This is a genomic window from Haliscomenobacter sp., assembly GCF_041740695.1.
Lineage (GTDB): Bacteria > Bacteroidota > Bacteroidia > Chitinophagales > Saprospiraceae > Haliscomenobacter.
In genome coordinates this window covers 1-21,608 of record NZ_JBGSLK010000137.1, presented here as the reverse complement: position 1 = coordinate 21,608, position 21,608 = coordinate 1, and the positions used below count along the sequence as shown (strand labels likewise).

At 46.2% G+C, this 21,608-nt stretch carries 20 protein-coding genes; 10 read left to right on the top strand and 10 right to left on the bottom strand.

What is annotated here, in order from left to right; all coding sequences use genetic code 11:
• The first annotated feature begins 268 nt into the window (after positions 1 to 268).
• The 4 genes from ACEW9O_RS27965 to ACEW9O_RS27950 all read left to right on the top strand — a co-directional run bounded on the left by ACEW9O_RS27965 (position 269) and on the right by ACEW9O_RS27950 (position 4,960).
• Entirely contained in the window at positions 269 to 1,333 is a 1,065-nt protein-coding gene (locus ACEW9O_RS27965; RefSeq protein ID WP_373553534.1) for a c-type cytochrome, read from the top strand.
• Between the two features lie 215 nt (positions 1,334 to 1,548).
• Positions 1,549 to 3,237 (top strand): bifunctional UDP-sugar hydrolase/5'-nucleotidase, encoded by a 1,689-nt coding sequence (locus ACEW9O_RS27960; protein WP_373553533.1) that lies wholly within the window; start codon positions 1,549 to 1,551, stop codon positions 3,235 to 3,237.
• Positions 3,238 to 3,251: 14 nt separating this feature from the next.
• Entirely contained in the window at positions 3,252 to 3,689 is a 438-nt protein-coding gene (locus ACEW9O_RS27955; protein ID WP_373553532.1) for a DsrE family protein, read from the top strand.
• A 488-nt stretch (positions 3,690 to 4,177) separates the two neighbouring features.
• A complete protein-coding gene (locus ACEW9O_RS27950; RefSeq protein ID WP_373553531.1) occupies positions 4,178 to 4,960 on the top strand; it encodes a hypothetical protein in 783 nt (260 codons plus the stop codon).
• 224 nt (positions 4,961 to 5,184) lie between these two features.
• On the opposite strand, the gene ACEW9O_RS27945 is transcribed toward ACEW9O_RS27950, so the two are convergent.
• Together ACEW9O_RS27945 and tsaE are read right to left on the bottom strand one after the other, a co-directional pair.
• Positions 5,185 to 6,429 (bottom strand): alanine dehydrogenase, encoded by a 1,245-nt coding sequence (locus ACEW9O_RS27945; protein WP_373553530.1) that lies wholly within the window; start codon positions 6,427 to 6,429, stop codon positions 5,185 to 5,187.
• A gap of 65 nt (positions 6,430 to 6,494) precedes the next feature.
• A complete protein-coding gene (tsaE, locus tag ACEW9O_RS27940) occupies positions 6,495 to 6,923 on the bottom strand; it encodes a tRNA (adenosine(37)-N6)-threonylcarbamoyltransferase complex ATPase subunit type 1 TsaE (protein WP_373553529.1) in 429 nt (142 codons plus the stop codon).
• A gap of 207 nt (positions 6,924 to 7,130) precedes the next feature.
• Between tsaE and gyrB the strand changes: the two genes are divergently transcribed.
• Complete coding sequence (gene gyrB, locus ACEW9O_RS27935; RefSeq protein WP_373553528.1) at positions 7,131 to 9,095, top strand: DNA topoisomerase (ATP-hydrolyzing) subunit B; 1,965 nt, start codon at positions 7,131 to 7,133, stop codon at positions 9,093 to 9,095.
• 123 nt (positions 9,096 to 9,218) lie between these two features.
• Here the strand turns inward: gyrB and ACEW9O_RS27930 are convergent, their stop codons facing one another.
• Positions 9,219 to 9,962 (bottom strand): hypothetical protein, encoded by a 744-nt coding sequence (locus ACEW9O_RS27930; RefSeq protein WP_373553527.1) that lies wholly within the window; start codon positions 9,960 to 9,962, stop codon positions 9,219 to 9,221.
• A 189-nt stretch (positions 9,963 to 10,151) separates the two neighbouring features.
• On the opposite strand from ACEW9O_RS27930, the gene recO reads away from it, so the two are divergent.
• Positions 10,152 to 10,877, top strand: a complete 726-nt coding sequence (gene recO, locus ACEW9O_RS27925) for a DNA repair protein RecO (protein WP_373553526.1) — start codon at positions 10,152 to 10,154, stop codon at positions 10,875 to 10,877.
• Positions 10,878 to 10,972: 95 nt separating this feature from the next.
• The gene (locus tag ACEW9O_RS27920) at positions 10,973 to 11,188 is read left to right on the top strand and encodes a hypothetical protein (RefSeq protein ID WP_373553525.1); all 216 of its coding nucleotides are present in this window, start codon (positions 10,973 to 10,975) and stop codon (positions 11,186 to 11,188) included.
• Between the two features lie 96 nt (positions 11,189 to 11,284).
• Here ACEW9O_RS27920 and ACEW9O_RS27915 read toward each other — a convergent pair whose 3' ends face one another.
• The 7 genes from ACEW9O_RS27915 to dnaB all read right to left on the bottom strand — a co-directional run bounded on the left by ACEW9O_RS27915 (position 11,285) and on the right by dnaB (position 19,169).
• The gene (locus tag ACEW9O_RS27915) at positions 11,285 to 11,896 is read right to left on the bottom strand and encodes a BglII/BstYI family type II restriction endonuclease (RefSeq protein ID WP_373553524.1); all 612 of its coding nucleotides are present in this window, start codon (positions 11,894 to 11,896) and stop codon (positions 11,285 to 11,287) included.
• Complete coding sequence (locus ACEW9O_RS27910; protein WP_373553523.1) at positions 11,893 to 13,461, bottom strand: DNA cytosine methyltransferase; 1,569 nt, start codon at positions 13,459 to 13,461, stop codon at positions 11,893 to 11,895. Before ACEW9O_RS27910 ends, ACEW9O_RS27915 begins: the two co-directional genes overlap by 4 nt.
• Before the next feature lie 167 nt (positions 13,462 to 13,628).
• On the bottom strand, positions 13,629 to 14,321 hold the full coding sequence (locus tag ACEW9O_RS27905) for a LytR/AlgR family response regulator transcription factor (protein ID WP_373553522.1): 693 nt from the start codon (positions 14,319 to 14,321) through the stop codon (positions 13,629 to 13,631).
• On the bottom strand, positions 14,300 to 15,367 hold the full coding sequence (locus ACEW9O_RS27900; RefSeq protein WP_373553521.1) for a sensor histidine kinase: 1,068 nt from the start codon (positions 15,365 to 15,367) through the stop codon (positions 14,300 to 14,302). Before ACEW9O_RS27900 ends, ACEW9O_RS27905 begins: the two co-directional genes overlap by 22 nt.
• A gap of 1 nt (position 15,368) precedes the next feature.
• Complete coding sequence (locus ACEW9O_RS27895) at positions 15,369 to 16,154, bottom strand: ABC transporter permease (protein ID WP_373553520.1); 786 nt, start codon at positions 16,152 to 16,154, stop codon at positions 15,369 to 15,371.
• A 4-nt stretch (positions 16,155 to 16,158) separates the two neighbouring features.
• Entirely contained in the window at positions 16,159 to 17,064 is a 906-nt protein-coding gene (locus ACEW9O_RS27890) for an ABC transporter ATP-binding protein (protein WP_373553519.1), read from the bottom strand.
• Positions 17,065 to 17,171: 107 nt separating this feature from the next.
• Positions 17,172 to 19,169, bottom strand: coding sequence for a replicative DNA helicase (dnaB, locus tag ACEW9O_RS27885; protein ID WP_373553518.1), 1,998 nt, complete (start codon positions 19,167 to 19,169; stop codon positions 17,172 to 17,174).
• A 48-nt stretch (positions 19,170 to 19,217) separates the two neighbouring features.
• On the opposite strand from dnaB, the gene ACEW9O_RS27880 reads away from it, so the two are divergent.
• From ACEW9O_RS27880 to ACEW9O_RS27870, 3 genes are all read left to right on the top strand, one after another.
• On the top strand, positions 19,218 to 19,415 hold the full coding sequence (locus ACEW9O_RS27880; protein WP_373553517.1) for a hypothetical protein: 198 nt from the start codon (positions 19,218 to 19,220) through the stop codon (positions 19,413 to 19,415).
• A 65-nt stretch (positions 19,416 to 19,480) separates the two neighbouring features.
• Positions 19,481 to 20,143: a hypothetical protein gene (locus ACEW9O_RS27875; RefSeq protein ID WP_373553516.1), complete on the top strand. Its 663-nt coding sequence runs from the start codon at positions 19,481 to 19,483 to the stop codon at positions 20,141 to 20,143.
• A 77-nt stretch (positions 20,144 to 20,220) separates the two neighbouring features.
• On the top strand, positions 20,221 to 21,561 hold the full coding sequence (locus ACEW9O_RS27870) for a hypothetical protein (protein ID WP_373553515.1): 1,341 nt from the start codon (positions 20,221 to 20,223) through the stop codon (positions 21,559 to 21,561).
• Positions 21,562 to 21,608: the final 47 nt, after the last annotated feature.

The following is a 21,608-nucleotide window of genomic DNA, read 5'->3' as shown; positions in this document are numbered from 1 at the left end:
CAAAACTCGGAGGCTTTGACAAGTCGTTCAGTGAAATAGATCACTTTGCGAAAAAAAATCACCAGTGCTATTTTGTAGTTTAAGGGTAATTTAAAATAAAATTTCAGCCTTTTGTGACGAGCGTCACATTCCTTTCAACTCAGACCAGATACTTTTATTGAAAATTTCATTCACCTCTTTTGGCCCAAACCGACCTATATTGCTTTAAGAAAAACGCTGTACACGCCATACAGCACCTACTGAATTTTTGATCGCATAAAATGGATTTATGAAAAACGAAGGTAAAGATTCATTCGACCGCGGGATGTTGCAGACCATCCAGCTTTTAACCAATGCTGTATCCATTCTATTTGTAGGTATGATTTTACTGACCCTGGTATTTGTGTTTAACGAGGATTTGATGACTTTTTTTGATCGTGTGACTACTCGAAACCCAAAGGTGGAAGTGCCCGATGAGGAACTTGTATTGGCCAGCGCGGCGAGTAGTGCCTTTTGGATCGCACCCAAACTGAGTGAAATCAGTGACCCTAAAAAGCGTGAACAGGTGAATTATGGCCGGCAACTGATTGCCCATACCGCCAAATACCTGGGCCCAAAAGGCTCAGTAAAAGCCATCAGCAATGGTATGAACTGCCAAAACTGTCACCTGGAAGCAGGCACCAAAGTTTTTGGCAACAATTATGGCTCCGTAGCTTCCACCTATCCAAAATTCCGGGCAAGAAGTGGCATGGAAGAAGACATCTACAAAAGGGTCAACGACTGTTTTGAGCGCAGCCTGAATGGGCAAGGCCTCGATCCGCGTAGCAAAGAGATGCAGGCAATCAAAGCATACATCGAATTTTTGGGAGCGGATGTACCCAAGGGTGAAAAAGCGGAGGGATCAGGCTTGAAAGAACTAGCCTATCTGGATCGGGCCGCCGACCCCGCCAAAGGCAAGTTGGTCTATGTCGACAAGTGTCAAAGTTGCCATCAAGCCAACGGCAGTGGCTTGAAAAATACTGCCCGCAACGAATACGTGTACCCACCCTTGTGGGGAAAAAATAGCTACAACGATGGTGCAGGTTTGTACCGCGTCAGCAATTTTGCCAAATACGCCAAGTACAACATGCCGCTCGGGGTGAGTCATTCCTTGCCCCAACTGAGCGACGAAGAAGCTTGGGACGTAGCCGCCTTTGTCAACGCCCAAAGTCGGCCACACAAGGATGTGCCGCTGGACTGGCCGGATGTTTCCAAAAAGCCCGTCGATCATCCTTTTGGCCCTTACGCTGATGGATTTTCAGAACAGCAACACAAGTTCGGGCCTTACCAGCCCATAGTAACGCAGAAAAATTAACTTCCCGATTTGGGTTTTGAATAGGAAGTCGAACGGTTCATTTCAAGTGAGCTTCTTATTCAAAAGCCTCTAAAAAAATCGGGAAGTAATTTTTTGCGTCATGCAAATCGGCAACTCAACCCAAGCCTGCCAAAACCAAATGATTATTTTTTCAACACAAACCTAACTTAAAGTCCCGGTGGGGCGTTGAGACAGGTTCTACAATCAACCGAGTTATGTTGGAGCAAAGCAGAAGAAAGTTTTTACGGCAAGTAGGTGCCTTGAGTGCGGGTGCCGGCTTAATTGGGGCCACTCCCATTGCTGCTCAAGCAGCCGAGTCGGCTAAAAATGACTTGCCTGAAGCCGATAAACCTTTTACCATCAGCATCCTGCAAACCACTGATGTGCACTGTCAGGTGCATCCCCACGATGAGTTGTTTTGGGAAAACAACCAGATCACCTTTCGCAAAACTGGCGGTTATGCCCAATTGGCAAGTTACCTAAAAAAAGAGCGCAAGAAGAATCCATATACTTTTGTGCTGGATACTGGAGACATGTTTCAGGGCAGTGAATTGTCCATCAAAACGACCGGGAAAGCGATGGTTCCCATTTTAAATCAATTGGAGTACGACCTTTATCTTCCCGGAAACTGGGAGGTGATTTACCATAAAAAAATGATGCAAACGCTGCTGGGCTCGCTCAATGCACCCAAGGTTTGTGCCAATATGTACCATGACCTCGGCGACAAGAAAAAAGGAGAATTGATTTTTCAGCCCTATCACATCTGGAATGTAGCGGGGGTGAAGATCGGCTTTTTGGGGTATACCGACCCTCTGGTGCCTTTGCGCCAATCGCCGATTTACAGCAAAGGCATCATTTATACCCAGCCAGAAGAAAACCTCGCCCACTACGTGGATGTGCTGCGCAATCAGGAGCAATGCGCTTATGTGCTCATCATTGCCCACCTGGGCCTCTCGCAGCAAATTGCCCTGGCCAACAAGCCAGAATGTGAGGGTGTAGACTACATCCTGGGTGGGGATACCCACGAACGGGTGCGGAAACCGATCCAGTGCAAGTATTCAAAAGTGGTTGAACCAGGCGCTTTTGGCTCGTTTGTCGGTAGGTTGGAACTCACCATCCAAAATGGAAAGGTGATTGCAGATCAATACACCCTGGATGAGATCGACGCCAGCAAATTCAAAGCGGATAAAGAAATGAACGCCTTGGTGCAAGCCAATGAGCAGCCTTTTTCTGAAGACATTTATAAGGTGGTGGGTTACAGCACGATCCCGCTCTACCGTTATTTTGTGGTGGAAAACCCGATCGATACCATGGTACTCGATTCATTGAAGTGGAAATTGCCAGAGGTAGATGTGGTGTTGTCCAATGGATTCCGCTTTTGCCCGCCCCGGGCTACTCCTGACCAAACGGGCAATATCCCGATCACCAACGGCTACATCTTCGATATGCTTCCCGTGGACAGTACGGTGCGCACCGCAAAGGTGACTGGGCAACAAATCATCAATTGGCTGGAGAGTGAACTGAACAATGTTTTTGCCAAGGATGCGTCCCAACGCTTCGGCGGTTGGTTGATCAAATTCAAGGGGATGGAAATCTCCTTCAATGCTTTTGCAGACAAAGGCAAACGGGTTCAGGTGGTGGAAATTGGCGACAAACCGCTGGATTTGAACAAAATGTACAGCATCTGCGCCTGCGAGCGGGAAGGTGACCCCATGGACATGCTCTGCCGCATCAGGAATGTAGTGGATGCCCAAAATACTCCTTACACCTTGCATTCGGTCATGCGGGAGTACGTGGCCAAACATTCGCCGGTAACACCCACGCCGCCACTGAATGCCAAAATATTGGATGCGCCCCAAACCCTGTTGACTCAGGTCAGCGGCGTAGATTATCAATTCACCTAAATAACACTTCATTGATGAAAAAAATATGTTTTCTCTTACTCTTGCTGCCCGCCTTTCAATTCGTGCAGGCACAAAACCACCAAACCCTCAGCGATGAGGGCTACCAAGACAATAAAATTGTGTTTCAGGTAGTGACTCAAGATACCTTAGCCCACAAGGCTTTGATGAAACAGTTGAACAATATCCGCTCCGTGGCACCCAATACGCCCATCGAAGTGGTTTGTCATGGCCCTGGGTTATACATGCTGGTCAGCGAGCGCACCGTGATTCAGAAACAGCTCGTGGAACAAGCAGCCAAAGGCATCAGTTTTGTGGCTTGTGAGTTCTCACTCAAAGAGCGGAATGTGTCCAAAGACGCCGTGGTGCCAGAGGCCAATTTTGTGCGCTCAGGAGCCCTGGAAATTGCCAATAAGCAGCGCCTGGGCTGGAGTTATTTGAAGGCGGGATTTTGATACTTAAGTAACGCAGAAAAATTAACTTCCCGATTTGGGTTTTGAATAGGAAGTCGAACGGTTCATTTCAAGTGAGCTTCCTATTCAAAAGCCCCTAAAAAAATCGGGAAGTAATTTTTTGCGTCAGACTAAGGCTGCGCGCATATTTTTAAAGACCAATAGAAGTGTGTGCGCAGCAAACAAACAACTCTCTACGATTTTTAGCAGGAAAGGTTTCACCTCCCACCACTTCTTCGACGAGTATTTTAGCTCTTGTCTAGTATCCGACGCTGATTCTTTTTTGTCCCAAATTACTTGGATGAAAAATTAGAACTATTTCTTATTTGATTATCTTTAGCCATCATTTCCACCAAGAGCCGAATTCAAGTTATCTCCACTACCAAGGTCATACGTACCTGATCCCAATTAATCATCATTAACTGTGATCGGGTACTCATCTCTTCGCGCCTTGTCATTTTTCCCATTACACAATAGATAATTTTTTAGTCATGAAAATTGTAAATGTAACCGTACGTGGTGGCAACACCGCAGAAGGCGCAACTGGAGTATCCTTCTCCGTCTTGCCCTATGAAGTAGTTGTACAAATCCCCGGCAGCCGCGAGCCGGTGCTGAGTGTACCCGTTGTAGACAATCCTTTACTCAGTCGCCAGTCCTACAGCTTTGTGGTGGATGGCTTTGAGGTCGATCTGGAAGTTCAGGAACTTGCCGAGGAGATGTATGACGACTGTGGTGACGGTATGGACTTGGAGGAACTAAACGCCTACGAAGAGGCCGAAGCCCAGGCTGCATTGGATGAAGTGCTCGGCGAGCCGGAATTGGAAGAAGCTACTGAACCAGAAGCAGAACTTAGCCCTGATAACGGATTGGATACCGGGTATCAGGAAGAAGTGGAAAATGCTAGCGAAGAAACTGTACTTGAAGCCCTTGAATTAACTGGCGAGCCTGAAGACAGCAGCATTGAAGCCGTTGCAGCGGAGCCTGAAGTAGTAGCAGAAATTGAAGCAGTAGAGCCCAGCCATCCAGAAACCATTGCCGAAATTCCAGATATCATTGAAATTACTTCTTCCCGCCAGGAAGCTCCAGTGGAGGAGGAGGCCGAAACGGCCTTTTTTCAGCGTAATGAAGGAGGATCTGAGCCTGTTGTGGATGCAGATGAAACTGTGGTTCCGGTAGCGGATGAGCAGGAGCACAACGCGGAAGACTTGAAAGTCCTTCTGGCGCAAACCCAGGAGCTATTGAAGAAGTATGATTTGAATAGTGTGGAGCATTGATGTAGAGGCCTTTATTCAAAATTCTAAATCTAACAACCAACACAAAGAAAATTAGCACAAAGAATAAAAAAGAGGACTCAAAGGACACAAAGTTAGACGTTGACAACGCTTTGCTTTGAGTCCTTTGAGTCCTCTTTTTTTCCTTTGTATTTAAAAAATATATTGCTTTGGTGGTGTTTTGAGATGACACTAAAATAAAGCCATTGGCGGTAAGCGCAGCCCACCTAAAAATGCGACGTAATCAACAAATCCAGATTCGTATACTTGATCTGAAAACGTTCACTCAAATATTCGTTGCACAAACAGCCCTTGTAGGTGTACACTCCATGCCGCAGACCCGGATTGCTGAACAACAAATGCTCGATGCTGCTCGTAGAACCTGAACGCAATAAGATAGAAGTCAGGATATTGCTAATCGCCATCGACGCCGTACGCGGCACCTGTGAGGCAATATTCGGCACACAATAATGGATAATGCCATGCTCGATGAAGGTTGGTTTATCCAGCGAAGTCACGCGTGAGGTTTCAAAACAACCACCCTGATCGATGCTCACATCCACAATCACGGCACCCGGGCGCATCCGCGATACCATTTCTTCACTCACAATCACCGGCGCACGACCACTTTTGGAATGGATGGCACCAATGGCTACATCCGCAGTCAACAATTCTTCCCGCAGGTAAAACGGGTCGATAGAGGAGGTGTACAACTGGCGGCCCACCTGATTTTGCAGGCGTTTGAGTTTGTAGATGTTGTTGTCAAAAATCCGCACTTCAGCACCGAGGCCCAGGGCTACCCGAGTGGCGTTTTCGGCCACAATTCCAGCGCCTAAAATGACGACTTTGGCACTGGGTACCCCGGAAATACCACCCAGCAAGATTCCCTTACCCCCGCCAGTACTGGTCAACAATTCAGCTGCCGTAAGCATGGCCCGAATGCCCGCCATTTCGCTCATGGTACGCACCACAGGGAAATTGTCCAGGTCGTCCTTGATGTATTCCATGGCCAGGGCGATGACCCTTTTTTGGCGGAGTTTATTGATGTATTCCCCGGAAATAATGGGCAGGTGGAGCGGCGAAATGAGGATTTGGTTGGGGTGCATCAGCTCAATTTCGGCCAGTGTAGGCGGTGCTACTTTCAACAAAATTTTGGCGCGAAAAACCTCTTCCTTGCTGTGGCCAATTTCTGCTCCAGCTTCTGAAAACTGATGATCGGTGAAATGTGCTTTTTCTCCCGCGCCAGTTTCAACCACTACGCGGTGACCATAGCCCACTAAAATTGCCACCGAAGATGGAACCAGCGCTACCCGATTTTCCTGGAGCGTACTTTCTTTAGAGACCCCAATGAACAACTTCTCCGATTTTTGCTGGACGTCCAGCGTTTCCGGTTGGGTCTGGTATTGGAAGTCTGTTAAAGACTTGGGTATAGCGATGGCCGTTCCGCCATTTCCTTCTTTTCCACCACTCATAGTTCAGGAAGTAAAACGAGTAGAGGCCCTGCTGAAAATAGCCTGACTTTGCCTCGCTTTTGTTTTTACAAAATTAGCATTTTTCGTTGGGAATCGCTCAGCATTTCAAAATGAATCCGCAAGGTACCTTCCGGCAACAAGGGTTCAATGACTTCCGGCCATTCCACAAAACAATAATTTCCGCTGTACAAATAGTCCTCTACCCCGATATCCAAAGCCTCTTCGATGCTCCGCAAACGGTACAAATCCAAATGATAAGCCGAGTGGAGTAGGCCACTTGATGCCTCAGTATAGGAATATTCATTAACCAGCGCAAAAGTGGGGCTGCTTACTACATGAGTAACCCCCAAGTGCTTACAGATGTTTTGAATAAAGGTCGTTTTACCTGCTCCAACTTCGCCCGTAAACGCAAAAACCCGCCGATCAGGAAAATTTTCCAGGAGTTTTTGACTGTAGTGGGGAAGGGCTGCCAAATTTTCAATCTGCCACTCCATCCATTCATTTTTTACTCTTGGGCAAAAATAAACAATTATTAAACACCTGATTTCACCGCTTAGAAAGCAGTGAAAAAGAGCATTCAATATTTGATGTAGAAAATTAAACTATAAAAATTTGATTTTCAGGCAATTAAAATTACTACAATCGGAATTTTTGTTCATTTTTTTCTTCTAAATCCCGTTGTTTTTTCGTATCTTTGCAGGATGGATATGGTAAAAGAGACGCAAGAGAATCTACAGGATTCAAATAGCGCCGATGACTACGGCGCGGATAACATCCAGGCACTCGAAGGTTTAGAGGCCGTCCGCAAAAGGCCTGGGATGTACATTGGCAGCACCGACACAAAAGGTTTGCACCACTTGGTTTGGGAGGCTGTCGACAACTCTATCGACGAACACCTCGCGGGGTATTGTAGCCACATCGAAGTGATTGTACACGCAGACAATTCGATTACGGTAAAGGACAATGGCCGGGGCATCCCCACGGGCATGCACCACAAGCTACAAAAATCAGCGTTGGAGGTGGTCATGACTGTATTGCACGCTGGTGGAAAGTTCGACAAAAATACGTACAAGGTATCGGGTGGTCTGCACGGCGTGGGTATCTCCTGCGTTAACGCACTTTCTGATTACCTGAGAGCCGAGATACACCGTGAAGGCAAAATTTTTGTGCAGGAATTTGCCAAAGGTAAACCACTGGGTGACGTCCGCGTGATCGGAGAATCTTCTACAACTGGGACCATTATCACCTTTCGGCCCGATGCAACCATCTTTGAAACCCTCATTTACGAGTACGAACTATTGGTGCGCAGGGTTAAAGAGTTATCTTACCTGAACAAGGGCTTGCACATCAGCATGCTGGATGAAAGAACGGGTAAGGCCGAATCGTTCTTCTCCGAAGGTGGTTTGCAGGAGTTTGTCCGTTACCTAGACGGGGCGAAAAAGCCATTGATTGCAGATCCAATCTATGTGATGACGCGCCGGGACGATGTAGAAGTGGAAGTAGCCATGATCTACAACGAGTCCTATCAGGAGAACATCTACTCCTACGTCAACAACATCCACACCCGGGAAGGGGGAACGCACGTACGTGGCTTCCGCTCGGCTCTGGCACGGGTGTTCAAACAATACGGCGAAGACTCGGGAGCTTTTAAAAAGCTGAAAGAAGAAATTTCCGGAGAAGACTTCCGCGAAGGTTTGACCGCCGTAGTATCGGTGAAAGTACCCGAACCACAGTTCAAGGGCCAAACCAAAGGTGAATTGGGTAACTCCGAGGTGACCTCCATCGTTTCCCAATGTGTAGGGGACGTGCTGAAAAACTTCTGTGAGGAAAACCCCCGCGAAGCCCGGCGCATCGTGGACAAGGTCATTCTGGCGGCTACTGCACGGCACGCTGCGCGCAAGGCCCGTGAGATGGTTCAGCGCAAGAACGTGCTTGCGGGTGGTGGCTTACCCGGTAAATTGGCTGACTGTTCTTCCAAAGACCCACACGAGAGTGAAGTTTTCCTCGTCGAGGGTGACTCGGCAGGGGGTACCGCCAAACAAGGCCGCAACCGCCACATCCAGGCTATTCTGCCACTACGGGGTAAAATCCTGAACGTGGAAAAAGCCATGGAGCACAAAATTTATGAAAACGAGGAGATCAAAAACATTTTCACTGCTTTGGGCGTAAGCATCGAAGAAGATGACAATGGAGACCGGATCCTCAACATCAATAAGCTGCGCTACCACAAGGTGGTCATCATGACGGATGCCGACGTAGACGGAAGCCACATCACCACCTTGATTCTGACCTTCTTCTTCCGCTACATGAAACCCTTGATTGAAAACGGCAACATTTACATTGCTGCACCACCATTGTATTTGATCAAAAAAGGCAAAAATGAGCGGTACTGCTGGAATGAAGAGGAGCGTCGGGCTGCCACCGAAGAATTTGGCGGCAACAATGAAAGCGCCGTAAAAGTACAGCGCTATAAGGGTTTGGGTGAGATGAATGCCGAGCAATTGTGGGAAACCACCATGGATCCTGAGCGCCGCATGTTGCGCCTCGTCAACATCGACGACGCCATGGAAGCCGACCGCGTATTCTCGATGCTGATGGGTGATGAAGTACCCCCACGCCGCCAATTTATTGAGGAAAATGCGAAGTACGCTAATGTGGATGCGTAAATAGTTGAAAAGTTGAAGGAGGTTGAGAAGGTTTAGGCTACCGCGAGCGACTTAGACAAGGACATTGTCAAAATCGCTCGCGGTAGCCTAAACCTTCTCAATTTCTCAACCTTCTCAACTTGCCTACAACTTATTAAAAAACATATTCTTCACTTCCTTATTGACCACCAAACTTCCTTTGGTGACCACCAGTTGTTCTACTACCATTTCGTCGGCACTGATCAAACGCACCTTCGCGTATTCCAGCGTGTCGCTACTCTCTGGCATCAGAATGATAAAATCACTACACTTGGAAAGCATCCAGCGACCAGCTTCGCGTACTTGAGCAGAGGTATTGATGTGGCCCCAAGACAAGGAGTAAGTTCCGTCCACATTGAAGCGCAATTGAGGCACCTGGCTATTGGCTGCGGTGGCAGCAATGGTGTTTTCCCAGGAGCCGAGCAGGGTTTGTTGCGTTTTGGTCCATAGGAGGGGATTCACTCGATTGCCGGAGCTTAGGTGAACAACGGTACGCGTTTCAGAATCGAAGGGCAACAAGTCCAGCCCCCGTAAGGTTTGTACTGCGGTATAACGGAAGGTACTACCCGTGTAATCCCGGAAGGAGAGGACTGGCGTCTCGCGTTGCAAATCGACAGTCCAGGTATAACGGGCCATGGCAGGCCATTCGGCATGGGTATTGTTGATGACAGTCGCTACGCCGTTATCGTTAAATTCCATCAGTAGTCCAAAACCGGTCCATTCGTTCGCGTCGGTTTCCCGCCAGGTGTTGGTGATTAAATTGCTGCGCAATTGTTCGGTAGTTAAGGGACCAGCCCAAGTAGTGTTCAACAAACAAGTCAGCAGCAGAGCAGAGAACAGGATTTTCATGACAATAGGTTTTTAAAGTCGGGTAGAAAAATTTAAAATTTTATTTCTACCAAGGACAAAATTATTACCAAAAGGATGGCTGTGTCAAGTAGAAATCGATAACTTTCCTGAAACTTTAGATTAAATTTAACATTTGGGGTTAAACTGATGTTTTAATCGTGCCCGCCAACTGCTCTAAATCCGCTGCGCATGCTTATCGAAACCCGTGGAATTGTTTTTCGTGCCCTGAAATATTCTGAAAGTAGCCTGATTGTCGACATTTACACTGAGGCCAGAGGTCTACAGAGTTATATCGTCAATGGGGTACGAAGCCAACGATCGAAACACAACGCCAGCATCTACCAGGTGATGACTTTGGTGGACATGGTAGCAGGCGTACGTGAAGACAAAGGGCTCAGCCGCATCAAGGAGATCAAATCAGCTTGTGTGTACCGCGCCATCCCTTTTGATGTGCGCAAGAGTGCGGTAGGTTTGTTCATGGCCGAAATCGCCCGCAAAACCATTCGTGAAGCAGAAGCGAATCCGGAATTATTCAATTTTTTGTACCAAACTTTTCAGTTTCTGGATCAAACCCAGCAGCCCATTGCCAACTTGCACTTACATTTTCTGGTTGAGCTGAGCGCATATTTGGGTTTTATGCCAGGAGGTGATTTGACTTTGGATACCCCAGTGTTCGATCTTCAGGAAGGTGTTTTTTCCGACAATTCCCCCGCTGCTGCCTACTGCCTGGATTTGGAACTGAGCAAGGCTTTTTATGCCTTACTGAACAGCAACTTCACGGAATGCCATCTTTTACGCTTACCCGCCGGGCAACGGCGGCAGTTGTTGAGCAAGTTATTGGATTATTATCGGCTGCATCTGGAGCATTTGCCGGAGATTCATTCGCATCAGATTTTGCAGGAGGTGCTGGGGTGAAGTGCAAGAGAGCGAATGGCGACAAAACTGAAAACCTGAAACGGGTTGATTGTTTCTTTGGGTTTATTTAACTTGCAATCAAAAAAGAAAAAATCATGCTTGAACATGCAGCTGCAACTCAGCCACTCAATGAGGTTCAACTTATGCTTTTGCGCCTGTTTAGTCGACCAGTTTCTACTCAAGACTTAGATGCCATTCAAAATATCTTGCTTGACTATTACAACAATGCCTTGCAAAAAGAACTGGATCGGGTGATAGCAGAGAAAAACATCACCAGAGAAGATTACGAAAGGATTCTTACCAATCAATAGGGTTAGCCATTGAAAGTCATTATTGATACTCATTAGGTAAAGTCTTGCCTCGTAGCTTTCAAAGGGCAGCACTGGTTCAACGTCGCCGACGCACTTTCACGGCTCAATCCCAATCAACACCAGAGGCACCGCAGGCACCCCTCGCCCTTGCCTCGCCAAATCATACAGTGCTCCTTCATAATACCCGGGCCCTGAAGACATTTCAGCCTGCATGACTTTCATGGGCAGTATTTCGATGCCAACATCGATGGCATCACCAACGAAAAAAGCCATGTGTTTGACAAAAAGGTCATAGGCGATGAAACTGTATTTTCCAAATTGGACTTCAACGGCGATTCGGTTTTTCACAAAATCAGTTTGATTGTAGGATTTAATTGGTTTTTTGCCCGCCTCTACAATCATGGTTTTTTGTTCCTCTTCTTGCAGGTGCATGATTTTGCCAATGAGTTTGTAGTCATCAGTCACCCAGTAATTTGTGCGGCTCTCGTACCAGCCTCGGCTTTCAAACTCCGTTTTCATCCTAATGTTTAAATCGGCGGGGCTAAACAGGGATTTGCCCCTCATCGTTTTTTCAAGACTGATTTTGGTTCTAAAATCTTCAGCATTAATTCCTTGAATAATTTCTTCTATTTCTTCCCACATGGCTTTTTGGTGGTATTGAATCCATTCAAAACCACTGAGATGGGAGTACATTGCACCAATTTTCATTGATCGAAAATTTTATTGTTCAAGCTAGACAGAAAGTAAAAACCCACTAGCAGGCTGTCTTTATTTTCTTCGAGTTTTCTGTTTTTTTCATTGACAATAGCCTCTACGACACTAGACTCAATGTCGCTCAACTCGGCCTGATTTAAAATATCGCGAACGCAATTCCCAATATGGTCCAAAAAATTAAAAACTTCATTGTCGGAATAGGTAGAAATCCATAGTTCCTGCAATTTGCTGGAATGGTAGTCTTTATATCTTTCGCTGAGTTGATCAATGTGGTCATTAAAGACGGTATTTCGGGAAGTATTCACAATGGGTGCCAGTGCGTTTTTAACCTCGGCATTGAGTGGTATTTCCTTGATGTTTTTGGAATTGCCGTGGTAAAACTTGAAGGACCAATCCTGTTTTTTGGACTTGGGGTTGTTGGAAAGTTCAAACCTAACTCCACTCCCGTATCTTAGATTTGGGACTGAAAACTGAAATTTTCTACTTGCCGGATATTTTTTAGCAGGTAATCCAAGGTTCGATTTAAAGGACTTGAAGGGCGGTTTTTCGTGATAATAGGAAGAGGCCGAGGGCAATTTTAAATCTTGGGGCTGTACCTCCAACATGCTCTGAAAAATGTAATAAGTCAAAATGGGCGGCACCGCATTGCCAATCATTTTGAACTTGGCGTTCAGCGTCCTTCCATAGAATTGATAAGTGATCGGGAAACCTTGTAAAACCCCACGCTCCCGTACATTTAGCCTTCTGAAGCCACTTTCAGATTCTACAACGATACTTTCCCGCGATACCCTGGTGCAGGTGGCCGTCACGGTTCGACTGGGCCGATCAAGTTTATCAGGGAAGGACATTTTGTTGTAAACCGGATGGTAAGTTTTTGAGTCTCTGTTGATGCGGGTTTCTTCTTCGGTCAGGTTCACTTCGTTTTCCAGCTCCGTTACTTCCGCCTTGGGCACCTGATAGCCATAGTTAGGGTCGATTACTACATCCTGGCTGAGTGCATGCAAAACATCACCAAGGGTGGTTCGTTTGGCTCTGGTTTTGTAGGCGACAAAGAGTTCAATGGGAAAGTCTCCTGCAATCATGCGCTTGCGGTTCTGAGGAACGCCGTAGTCCGCAGCATCTACGGTCATGATGGTTTTCACCAAGGGTTTGAAACGTTGTAGCGAGCCCTCGTTGATTTCTTTTTCCAAGATTCCGGCAACCCGAGGAACGTTTTCCATGGCCCAGTATTTCGGCTTTAACGCCTCTACAATTTCTAGAAATTTGTAAATGTCTACCAACCCGTCCTGAATGTCACCATTACCCCCCTTGTTGGCAAAGGAAAACTGAGTACAGGGGGGGCTACCTACCACAAAATCAATCTTATGGTCGAAGGTCAAATCTTTCTCAATATTTATTTCGCGGATGTTTATTTCGCGGTGGTTCGTACCAAAATTCAAGTTATGCGTTTGGTTGGCTTCGTTCCACCACTCAAATGAAGCTAAATTGGTAATACCTGACAACTTCATTCCAAGTGTCCAACCGCCAATACCACTGTACAAATCGATTGCGTAACTCATAAGCGTGAAGATAAAAAACCGTGGATGGATAAGGAAATAAAAAGGCCAAGCTAAAAAACAAGGGCAATGATGCCAGAGCCGTTTAGAATTTATGCTACAAAATTAGGAAGATTTAAAGTTAGATCCAAACTTTTAGTTGAATTTAGAAAAAAAGAAAGGCTTTGAGTTTATTCCTTCCCTTGAATCACTTTCCAAAATCCCTTCTTATACGTCTCCGAAATAGGCACATACTTCTCCCGAATCTTGATCACCTCCTTTTCAATCGACTCAATTTTATCAATCGCCACCATGTAAGATTTGTGTACCCGACAAATCAAATGACTTGGAATTTCTTGTTCCAGTTCACCAAAGGTTTGTAAGGTCATGATCCGTTTGTTCAGGGTATGAATGCCCCGATAGTCCCGCATCCCTTCGATGTACAAAATTTCATCCAGCATGACCTTTTCCAGGCGGCACTCGGTTTTGACAAAAATGAATTTTTTATCCGGTAGGGCTTCGGTTTTTTCTAGGTTATTGCGCACCTTATCCACCGCCTGCACAAAACGTTCAAAGCCGAAGGGTTTTAGCAGGTAATCACACACATTTAAGTCAAAACCCTTGATGGCATAATCCGGGTACGCGGTGGTGATCACCACCTGGCTATTGATTTTGGAGGTTTCCAAAAGCCGAATCCCCGATACTTCCCCCAGGTTGATGTCCAAAAAAATCAGGTCGACTGTTTCAGTTTGTAAAAAAACCAGCGCATCGGTAGCATTGTCGAAGGCAGCGAGCAGGGTCAAAAAAGGCAGTTTCTGCAAATACCCCTTGGTGCGTTCCAACGCCAGCGGTTCGTCTTCAACTATAATGCAGCGGATTTCCATGATTGGTGCAGCGTTAATTTGACCTGGTAAGTATCGCCATTTTTTGAGATTTCCAACTGGTGTTTTTTCGGATAAAGCGACAACAATCTTTTTTGGATCAACGTAATGCCCAAACCGCCGTAATCCTGGGGGTGTTGGGCACCTTCTTTGTATTTGTTGGTACAGTCAAAAACCAGTTGATTATCGGCAATCGAAATCCGAATTTGAATGGCGTTTTCTTTTTCGCGCAGCGCTGAATGTTTGAAAGCATTTTCTACCAAAGGGATGAACAACATCGGCTCAATCAGCCGATCATGTACCTCGCCCTCCACGACATACTCCACATAATTGGGCGTAGCGGTGCGGATGCGTTGCAAGTCGACGTATTTTTCAATATAGGCCAATTCTTTAGAAAGGGGAATTTTTTCAGTTTTGGTCTCATACAACATGAAGCGCATGATGTCCGACAACTTGTTCAGGTAAGTCGAAGCCCGGGCCGCGTCTTTGCCAATCAAGACATCAATGTTGTTGAGGGTGTTGAACAAAAAATGGGGGTTGATTTGAGATTTCACCAGGGCCAGCTCCATTTCAAAGTTTTTTTGTGCCAAGGTTTCTTTGAGTTTGGTTTCGTTGTACCAACTGATGAAGCCCTTAACGACCAGCCCGACTCCACCATTTAGTATGGCAATAATGGTCAATATCATCACAATTACTCCTCCAGAATTGAGCCCATCATTAAAAAAGGAAAAATCGGGAAACATTACCAACATGATCGCCGCACTCAACACTCCGCAGCCAATGGCGGCTAAAATCCCGACCAAGAATAACGCTAAAATTTCCCCTTTTTGTAAAAACTGCGGAAACAACCAGGTATAAAAAGTGTAAAACCCCAGGATTGCCGGAATGATGCCAAAGGCGCCAATGAAATAAATGAAGCGCCAGGTTTGTAGAGGCGTGTTGTTGTCCGGGCGGGTTGCAGAAGCCACCAACAGGATAATCAGCGCCCAAAGCAAGCTGTACAAAAACCAATACCCCACATGCAACAAAGCAATGATTGATCTGCGCATCTTATCCTTTTTCTTTTTTGGTAAGATAAAGAACATAACTAAGCAGGGTAAATCCAAAGAAATAAATCAAGGCCAGGTAATGGATGTCGAGGATGTTGCTTTTGAAGCGCATCCGACCTTGTAACTGCATAAAGTGAATCCCGCCGTAGGAATAGGGCACGAGGTAAACATAGCGCCAGGATAATGCTGTAATAGCTGCGGTTACCATCAGAATCCCCACACCAAGGGAAACCATAAAATTTTTGAAATAAATGCTCAAAAAATACTGCAAAGCCAAAATAGGCAAAGAAGTAATGTAAAAAGAGGTGCTCATCTGCAAAATGGTCCGCCAGGGGAATGGCCCCTTGGGGTAAGGCACATGACCATAATACCAGGCGGGGAGTGCTCCCGCAAAATACATGCCGATGGTAAACAAAACAAATAGCTGAAACATCATGAGTAAGACCACCGTGTACTTGGCAATAAAAACGGTACTGAGGCTTTGTGGAGTGGTGAGTACTTGCTTCCAGGCGTTGTTTTTGTATTCCAACTGGGCAATGAGGCTGGTGGCCAATACAATACCCATGGGCAGCAACAGATAGGCCATCGACTCCCAACCATTGAGGTACCACTTGATCCAAAATTTTGGTTCAGAATAGGCTGGTGCCACTTTTTCAATGTACACCATATAAATTAAACACAAAATACCTGGGGTAAAAAAGCCCCCAAGGAGCACCAGCCAAAAAGCTGCGCTGCGTTTGGTCTTCATCCATTCGCTCTGAATGCTATAAAAGAGCGTTGCGTTCATCTTTTTAATTTTTAACCAATTCCATAAAAATACTTTCCAGGTCGTTTTGCTCAATGGCCAGATGATACACCTCCAGGTCATTTTGTAGAAGCTGGCGGTTTACTTCCGCGATTTGGGCATTCGCAAGGGGAGGTAAAGCCAACTTGCCATTTTGCTGTTGAGCTGCAGGGTAAATGCTTTGCAGGATTTGCAAAGCACGGGCATTGTCATTGGTGCTGAGTTTCAAGCAGGAGCTTTCCTGTTGTTTTTGGATCAGGTCCTGTAAAGTCCCTTCAAATAGCAGCTGCCCTTTGTGGATGATGCCTACGTGGCTCACCAGTTTTTCAATTTCGCCCAAGAGGTGGCTAGAAATCAGAATGGTGATCTGCTGCTCCTGATTGAGTCGTTTGAGCAACTCGCGCATTTCAATGATGCCATTGGGGTCGAGGCCATTGGTGGGTTCGTCCAGGATCAGCAGGTCGGGTTGATTGAGCAAGGCAACGGCAATGCTCAGGCGTTGTTTCATGCCCAGCGAAAACTGACTGACCTTTTTATTGGCGGTATCGGGTAAACCCACCAATTCCAATACCTCCGGGATGCGGGCTTTGGGGCACTGATAAATTTTTTGCAGCAAAAGCAGGTTTTCGGCGGCGGTCAGGTGCCCATACAAGGAAGGTGTTTCGATCAGTGAGCCCAGCTTGCGCAGGATAGCAACCCGGTTTTGGGCCAGGCTTTGGCCAAAAATGTGGATCTCGCCTTTTTGTTTTTTGAGCAGCCCTAAAATTAGGCGCAAAGTGGTGGTTTTTCCGGCGCCGTTGGGGCCTAAAAAACCGTAAATGCTCCCGGTAGGCACCTGGAGATTGATGTCGTCCAGGATGTTTTTGCCAGGGGCAAATTGGTGACTTAAGTGGGTGGTTTCGATGCAGTACATAAGTTTGGTTGTGATGAACCAAAAATACTGTCCCTAAAAATCCTCCACCCAAACGATTGGCAAATCGAGAGGCTTTGTCTGCAAAATGGGCTTTTTATCCTGTGAAATCAGAATGGAATGTCCTCCTCATCGTTGAAACGTGAAGGCATGGTAATGATGTTGCTCGGCAGTGGGTTGCTGAACACATCGCTGGGGAAACTGCCAAAATCAGGATCGTCCAGGTTACTGAAGCGTGCAAACTCGCCCGTAAATTTGAGTCTCACGGTATCCTGTGCCCCGTGGCGGTTTTTGGCAATGATGATTTCGGCGATGCCTTTGAGGGATTGGCCCTGTTCGTCTTCGAGAATTTGGTAGTATTCTGGGCGATAGATAAATGTCACCATATCAGCATCCTGCTCGATCGAGTTGTGGACAATGATGTCGTTGGCAACGAAGTTGTGCGATTCTTCGATGGTTGCATCATAAACTTCTTCAATGGCTAAAGGATTGATGGCAATGATCTCATCCCAAATTGTGTTGCTTGGAATCGGGTTTTCCAACGCTGAATTATTTGCTATTTCATTAATTAAGTCTGGTACCGCAATTCTATCCCCAACTTTTAAAGCCTCCAAAGGAGCCCATCCTTCAAATTTCAGAAAGGGATGGTTAGAACTAGCCTTGATTTTGCGGCCCGTCCGGGTCACCAGTTCAAAAACTTGTTTTTGTCCCGATGAAAAGGCTTTAAGCAACTTAAATGGCTTTAATTGATAGTCTTGATCCATCGAAACCACCCATACTGGCTCTTGTTCAGGTCGTTCTGCCAAGTCCTTGATGGTGTAAAACTGGCCTGTATGGGCATCTTGTAGCCTTGCATCGCCTGTCAAACAGCCCGATTCACGCAAGTCCGACAACTGCGGCCTTTTACTCCCACCCCGCGTCTCCACCGCCCGGCTCAACTGCGACAAGGCGATTACCGGTACACTCAGTTCCTTGGCCAGGCCCTTGAGCGCACGCGAAATAGCGGATACTTCCTGTTCGCGGTTGCCACCTTTCCCGGCTTCGCCACCGCCACTCATCAACTGCAAATAATCGATGATGATCATTTGGATGTTGTATTGCATCTTCATCCGGCGGCACTTGGCGCGGAGTTCGAAGATGTTGATGCCTGGTGTATCGTCGATGTATACTGGCGCGTCGCTGATACGTTCGATGGCTTCCTTGAGGCGCTTCCATTCATCTTCTTCGAGTTGTCCGTTGCGCATTTTTTGGAGGGGCACTTCCGATTCCATGGAGATCAGACGTTGCGCCAACTGAATGGAGGCCATTTCCAAAGAAAAAACCGCTACCCCTTTGTTGTAGTCCAGGGCCGCATTTTTGGCCAGGGAAAGTACCAGCGAGGTTTTACCCATACCTGGGCGTGCCGCCATGATGATCAAGTCGGAAGGTTGCCAGCCGGACGTAATCCGGTCCAAATCCACAAAACCCGTGGGAACCCCGGTAAGGCCGTCTTCCTTACCTTTCAATTCCTCCATTTGTTTGAGCGCTTTGGCGGCCAGGGAACTCATGGTATCGTAGCTGCGACTCATGTTTTTTTCCGCAATCGAAAACAGCCCCTGCTCGGCATCGTCCAGGAGGTCGAATACATCGGTGGTGTCTTCGTAAGCATTGCGGATGATGTCGTTGGAAACCCGGATCAATTCACGTTGGATGAATTTTTGGGCGATGAGGCGCCCGTGGTATTCGATGTTGGCCGAAGAAGCTACCTTATTGGTCAATTCCACCAGGTAGTAGGGTCCACCAATGGCTTCCAGGTGGGCGGTTTTTTTGAGCTCTTCGGTAACGGTCAGCAAGTCAATGGGTTGCGAGCGTTCGAACAAACGCAACATGGCGCGGTAAATCAATTGGTGTGCATCCAGGTAAAAACTTTCGGGTTGGAGGATGTCCAATACGGCGGTCAAGGCATCCTTATCGATCATCAACGCACCCAATACGGCTTCTTCCAGCGGAATGGCCTGTGGTGGCACTTTGCCGTAGACAAAAGTCGATAGGTCCTCGTTCTTTGAACGGGTTTTCCGACCAGTCAAATTCACATTTTTTTTGATCGATGGATCTTTGGGTTCCGCCATAATGGTAATATTCGCTGCTTACGGACAAACGACAAACTTAAGATTTTTATGCCGGAAAAACGAGAATGTGGAAAAGTAAAAGTTTCATCAAAAAAGGCATTATCAAGCCAAATACAAGTCATACAACTTAGAAATAGAGCTGCTTGTGCTTATGTTTTTCCTATAAAAAAGTCCAATCCAATCGCTACAAATTACCTCCTCAAAAAGGGGGAGTTTTTTCGAATCGTCATTAAAGATGGTGTTTAGGGCTTATTTCACCCCCATCTTTGTATCGTCATCCATACTTAATCAACACAGAAAAACAACTGAAAATGAAACAATTAATTGCTCTACTGATCGCCTTCCAAATCGTCTTAAGCTTTTCTTGTGAAAAAAGTGAAGATCAACTCACTGTTAATGAATTGACAGAAACGGTTGTACCGACCCCTACGTTTGCACAAACGTTAGATGCGGAAATTCTTGCCGCCAATCCCCTGGAAAAAAGCCCCATGGTGGAGTACCTCCGAGATGTAGATGTCAATTTAGCCGCCAACACCTGGCATGGTTATTTTGTAAACCGTGCCAACCTGCCCGACCCTCGCTCCAGAAAACATGAAGTTGACCTATCTAAAACTCTGGGTGTACTTGCTGCCAACCCCAACTTGTACATCTATGGTTACGACAATGAAACCGCTGTATTCCGCCTCATTCGTAGTAGCACGCTTGCTGCTGCAGAGACGGATAGAATGAGCTTCCGGAGCACTGATCTGAAAAACTATGAAGATCGCATTTATGTGGGTGCCTATTCTGCTAATTATCCAGTAAAAATTAATATGCGTACCATTGGCACCATTGTGAACTGTGTGGAATACCCAGCAGCAGAGCAAATAGTTCTGAGTCACAGTGCCAAGGTTAAAGGTTGCAATGGCCAAATTTACACCAATTGGTCTTTTGCATTTGCGGCGGGAGTGACTAGCTGGACATTACTGCTCTAAAAAATAATTCAGCGATGCTAATCCAGCATCGCTGAATAAATCTAAGCTCAATCTTAAAGACTTAAAAATCAACCAACATGAAAGTCAAACTCTTTTCGCTCGTTCTCACCGTTTTTGCCATAGCATTTTCCTGTGAAAAAGATGCCAATGATACCATAACCATTGCCGAACAATTAGACGCGAATGCTCCAGTTGATCCTGAAAATGGACTCATTCGGCGCCCGGGCCTTGCCGAGATCGAAGTCTACAAAGCCACCGATAATCCAGCAAATGATGCGGATCAATTAATTCGCATGGATGACAGCAGAAAACAAGCTGAACTGCGTAGTAATTATTCTTTCAGCGTTCCAACGAAGGCTGTCAAATCTATGGCTTGCGGCAATACAATAAATGGTACTTTGTCTGATGGCACCAGCAAGTTTAGCAATGCTACTTATTTAAGATTCAATCTAGTAGGAAGCCTCAACGGTCGCGATGATATCTATACGCTAACCCTGCCCCAGCCAGCCGTAGTTACCCTTAGCTTGAGGAATACCACTGAAAATTTAGCCATGGTTTTGTTCGAGGGAACCGTCGTACGTGAGCCAGTCAACGACAATGGTGTGGCCAGTTCCATTGTGCAGTTGAAATCTGTAGAAAGTTTTACCAACTCAACTTCCGACTATGGCGATCTGATCGGTCCGGTATTTTTGCCAGCAGGCTCCTATGTTTTGGCAATAGATGGGCCTAGCGGTCAGGAAAGTCATTATACTTTAAAAATGAATTGCGACTACCTCAATGGCAACCCTGATCAACCCACCGGAAATGGCAGCACTTTGATCAAGGATAAATTCGACGATTACAACGCTGGCAATGATCTGAGCTCTCAAGCCAATCACTGGGTGAAATACCGCACTGCTGCAAAATTGGATGCTAAGGTCTTTAAAAGTTTAAACGCTTTGAATCAGTACGCATATTTTGCCCACAAAGAGGGGATAGAAACAAACGACCAACCCAATGTAATCTTGCGGACAGGAACGCGTACTTCTGGCAGATATCAATTGCAGACCAAACTTTGGATATACCAAGGCCGCAACGCCCGAATTGGGATCATCAAACGATTCAGCACTGGGAATACATCCAACGAAGTTGGCGCACAAATTTACTTCACGGGCAATGGCAACGGAATCATCACCGTAAACTCCAAAGTGATTTCGTTTACTTATCCACAGAGTCAGTGGATGACGGTAGGAATCGCAATTGATTTTACCAGCAACAAATATGAGCTATCAATTAATGGGATTAAAAAAGCTAGCTGGGACGCAAACTGGGAAGTAAATTCAGCAACTGGTTCAAAACGCATCGAAGCATTCCAGTTTCAAGCTACGGCCAACAATGCACAGTTTTACCTGGATGACTTGAGTTTCAATAAAGAATAATCCAGCATATTTTTTGTGGGGGCAATAAAAAAACAGGCCAATTTTAC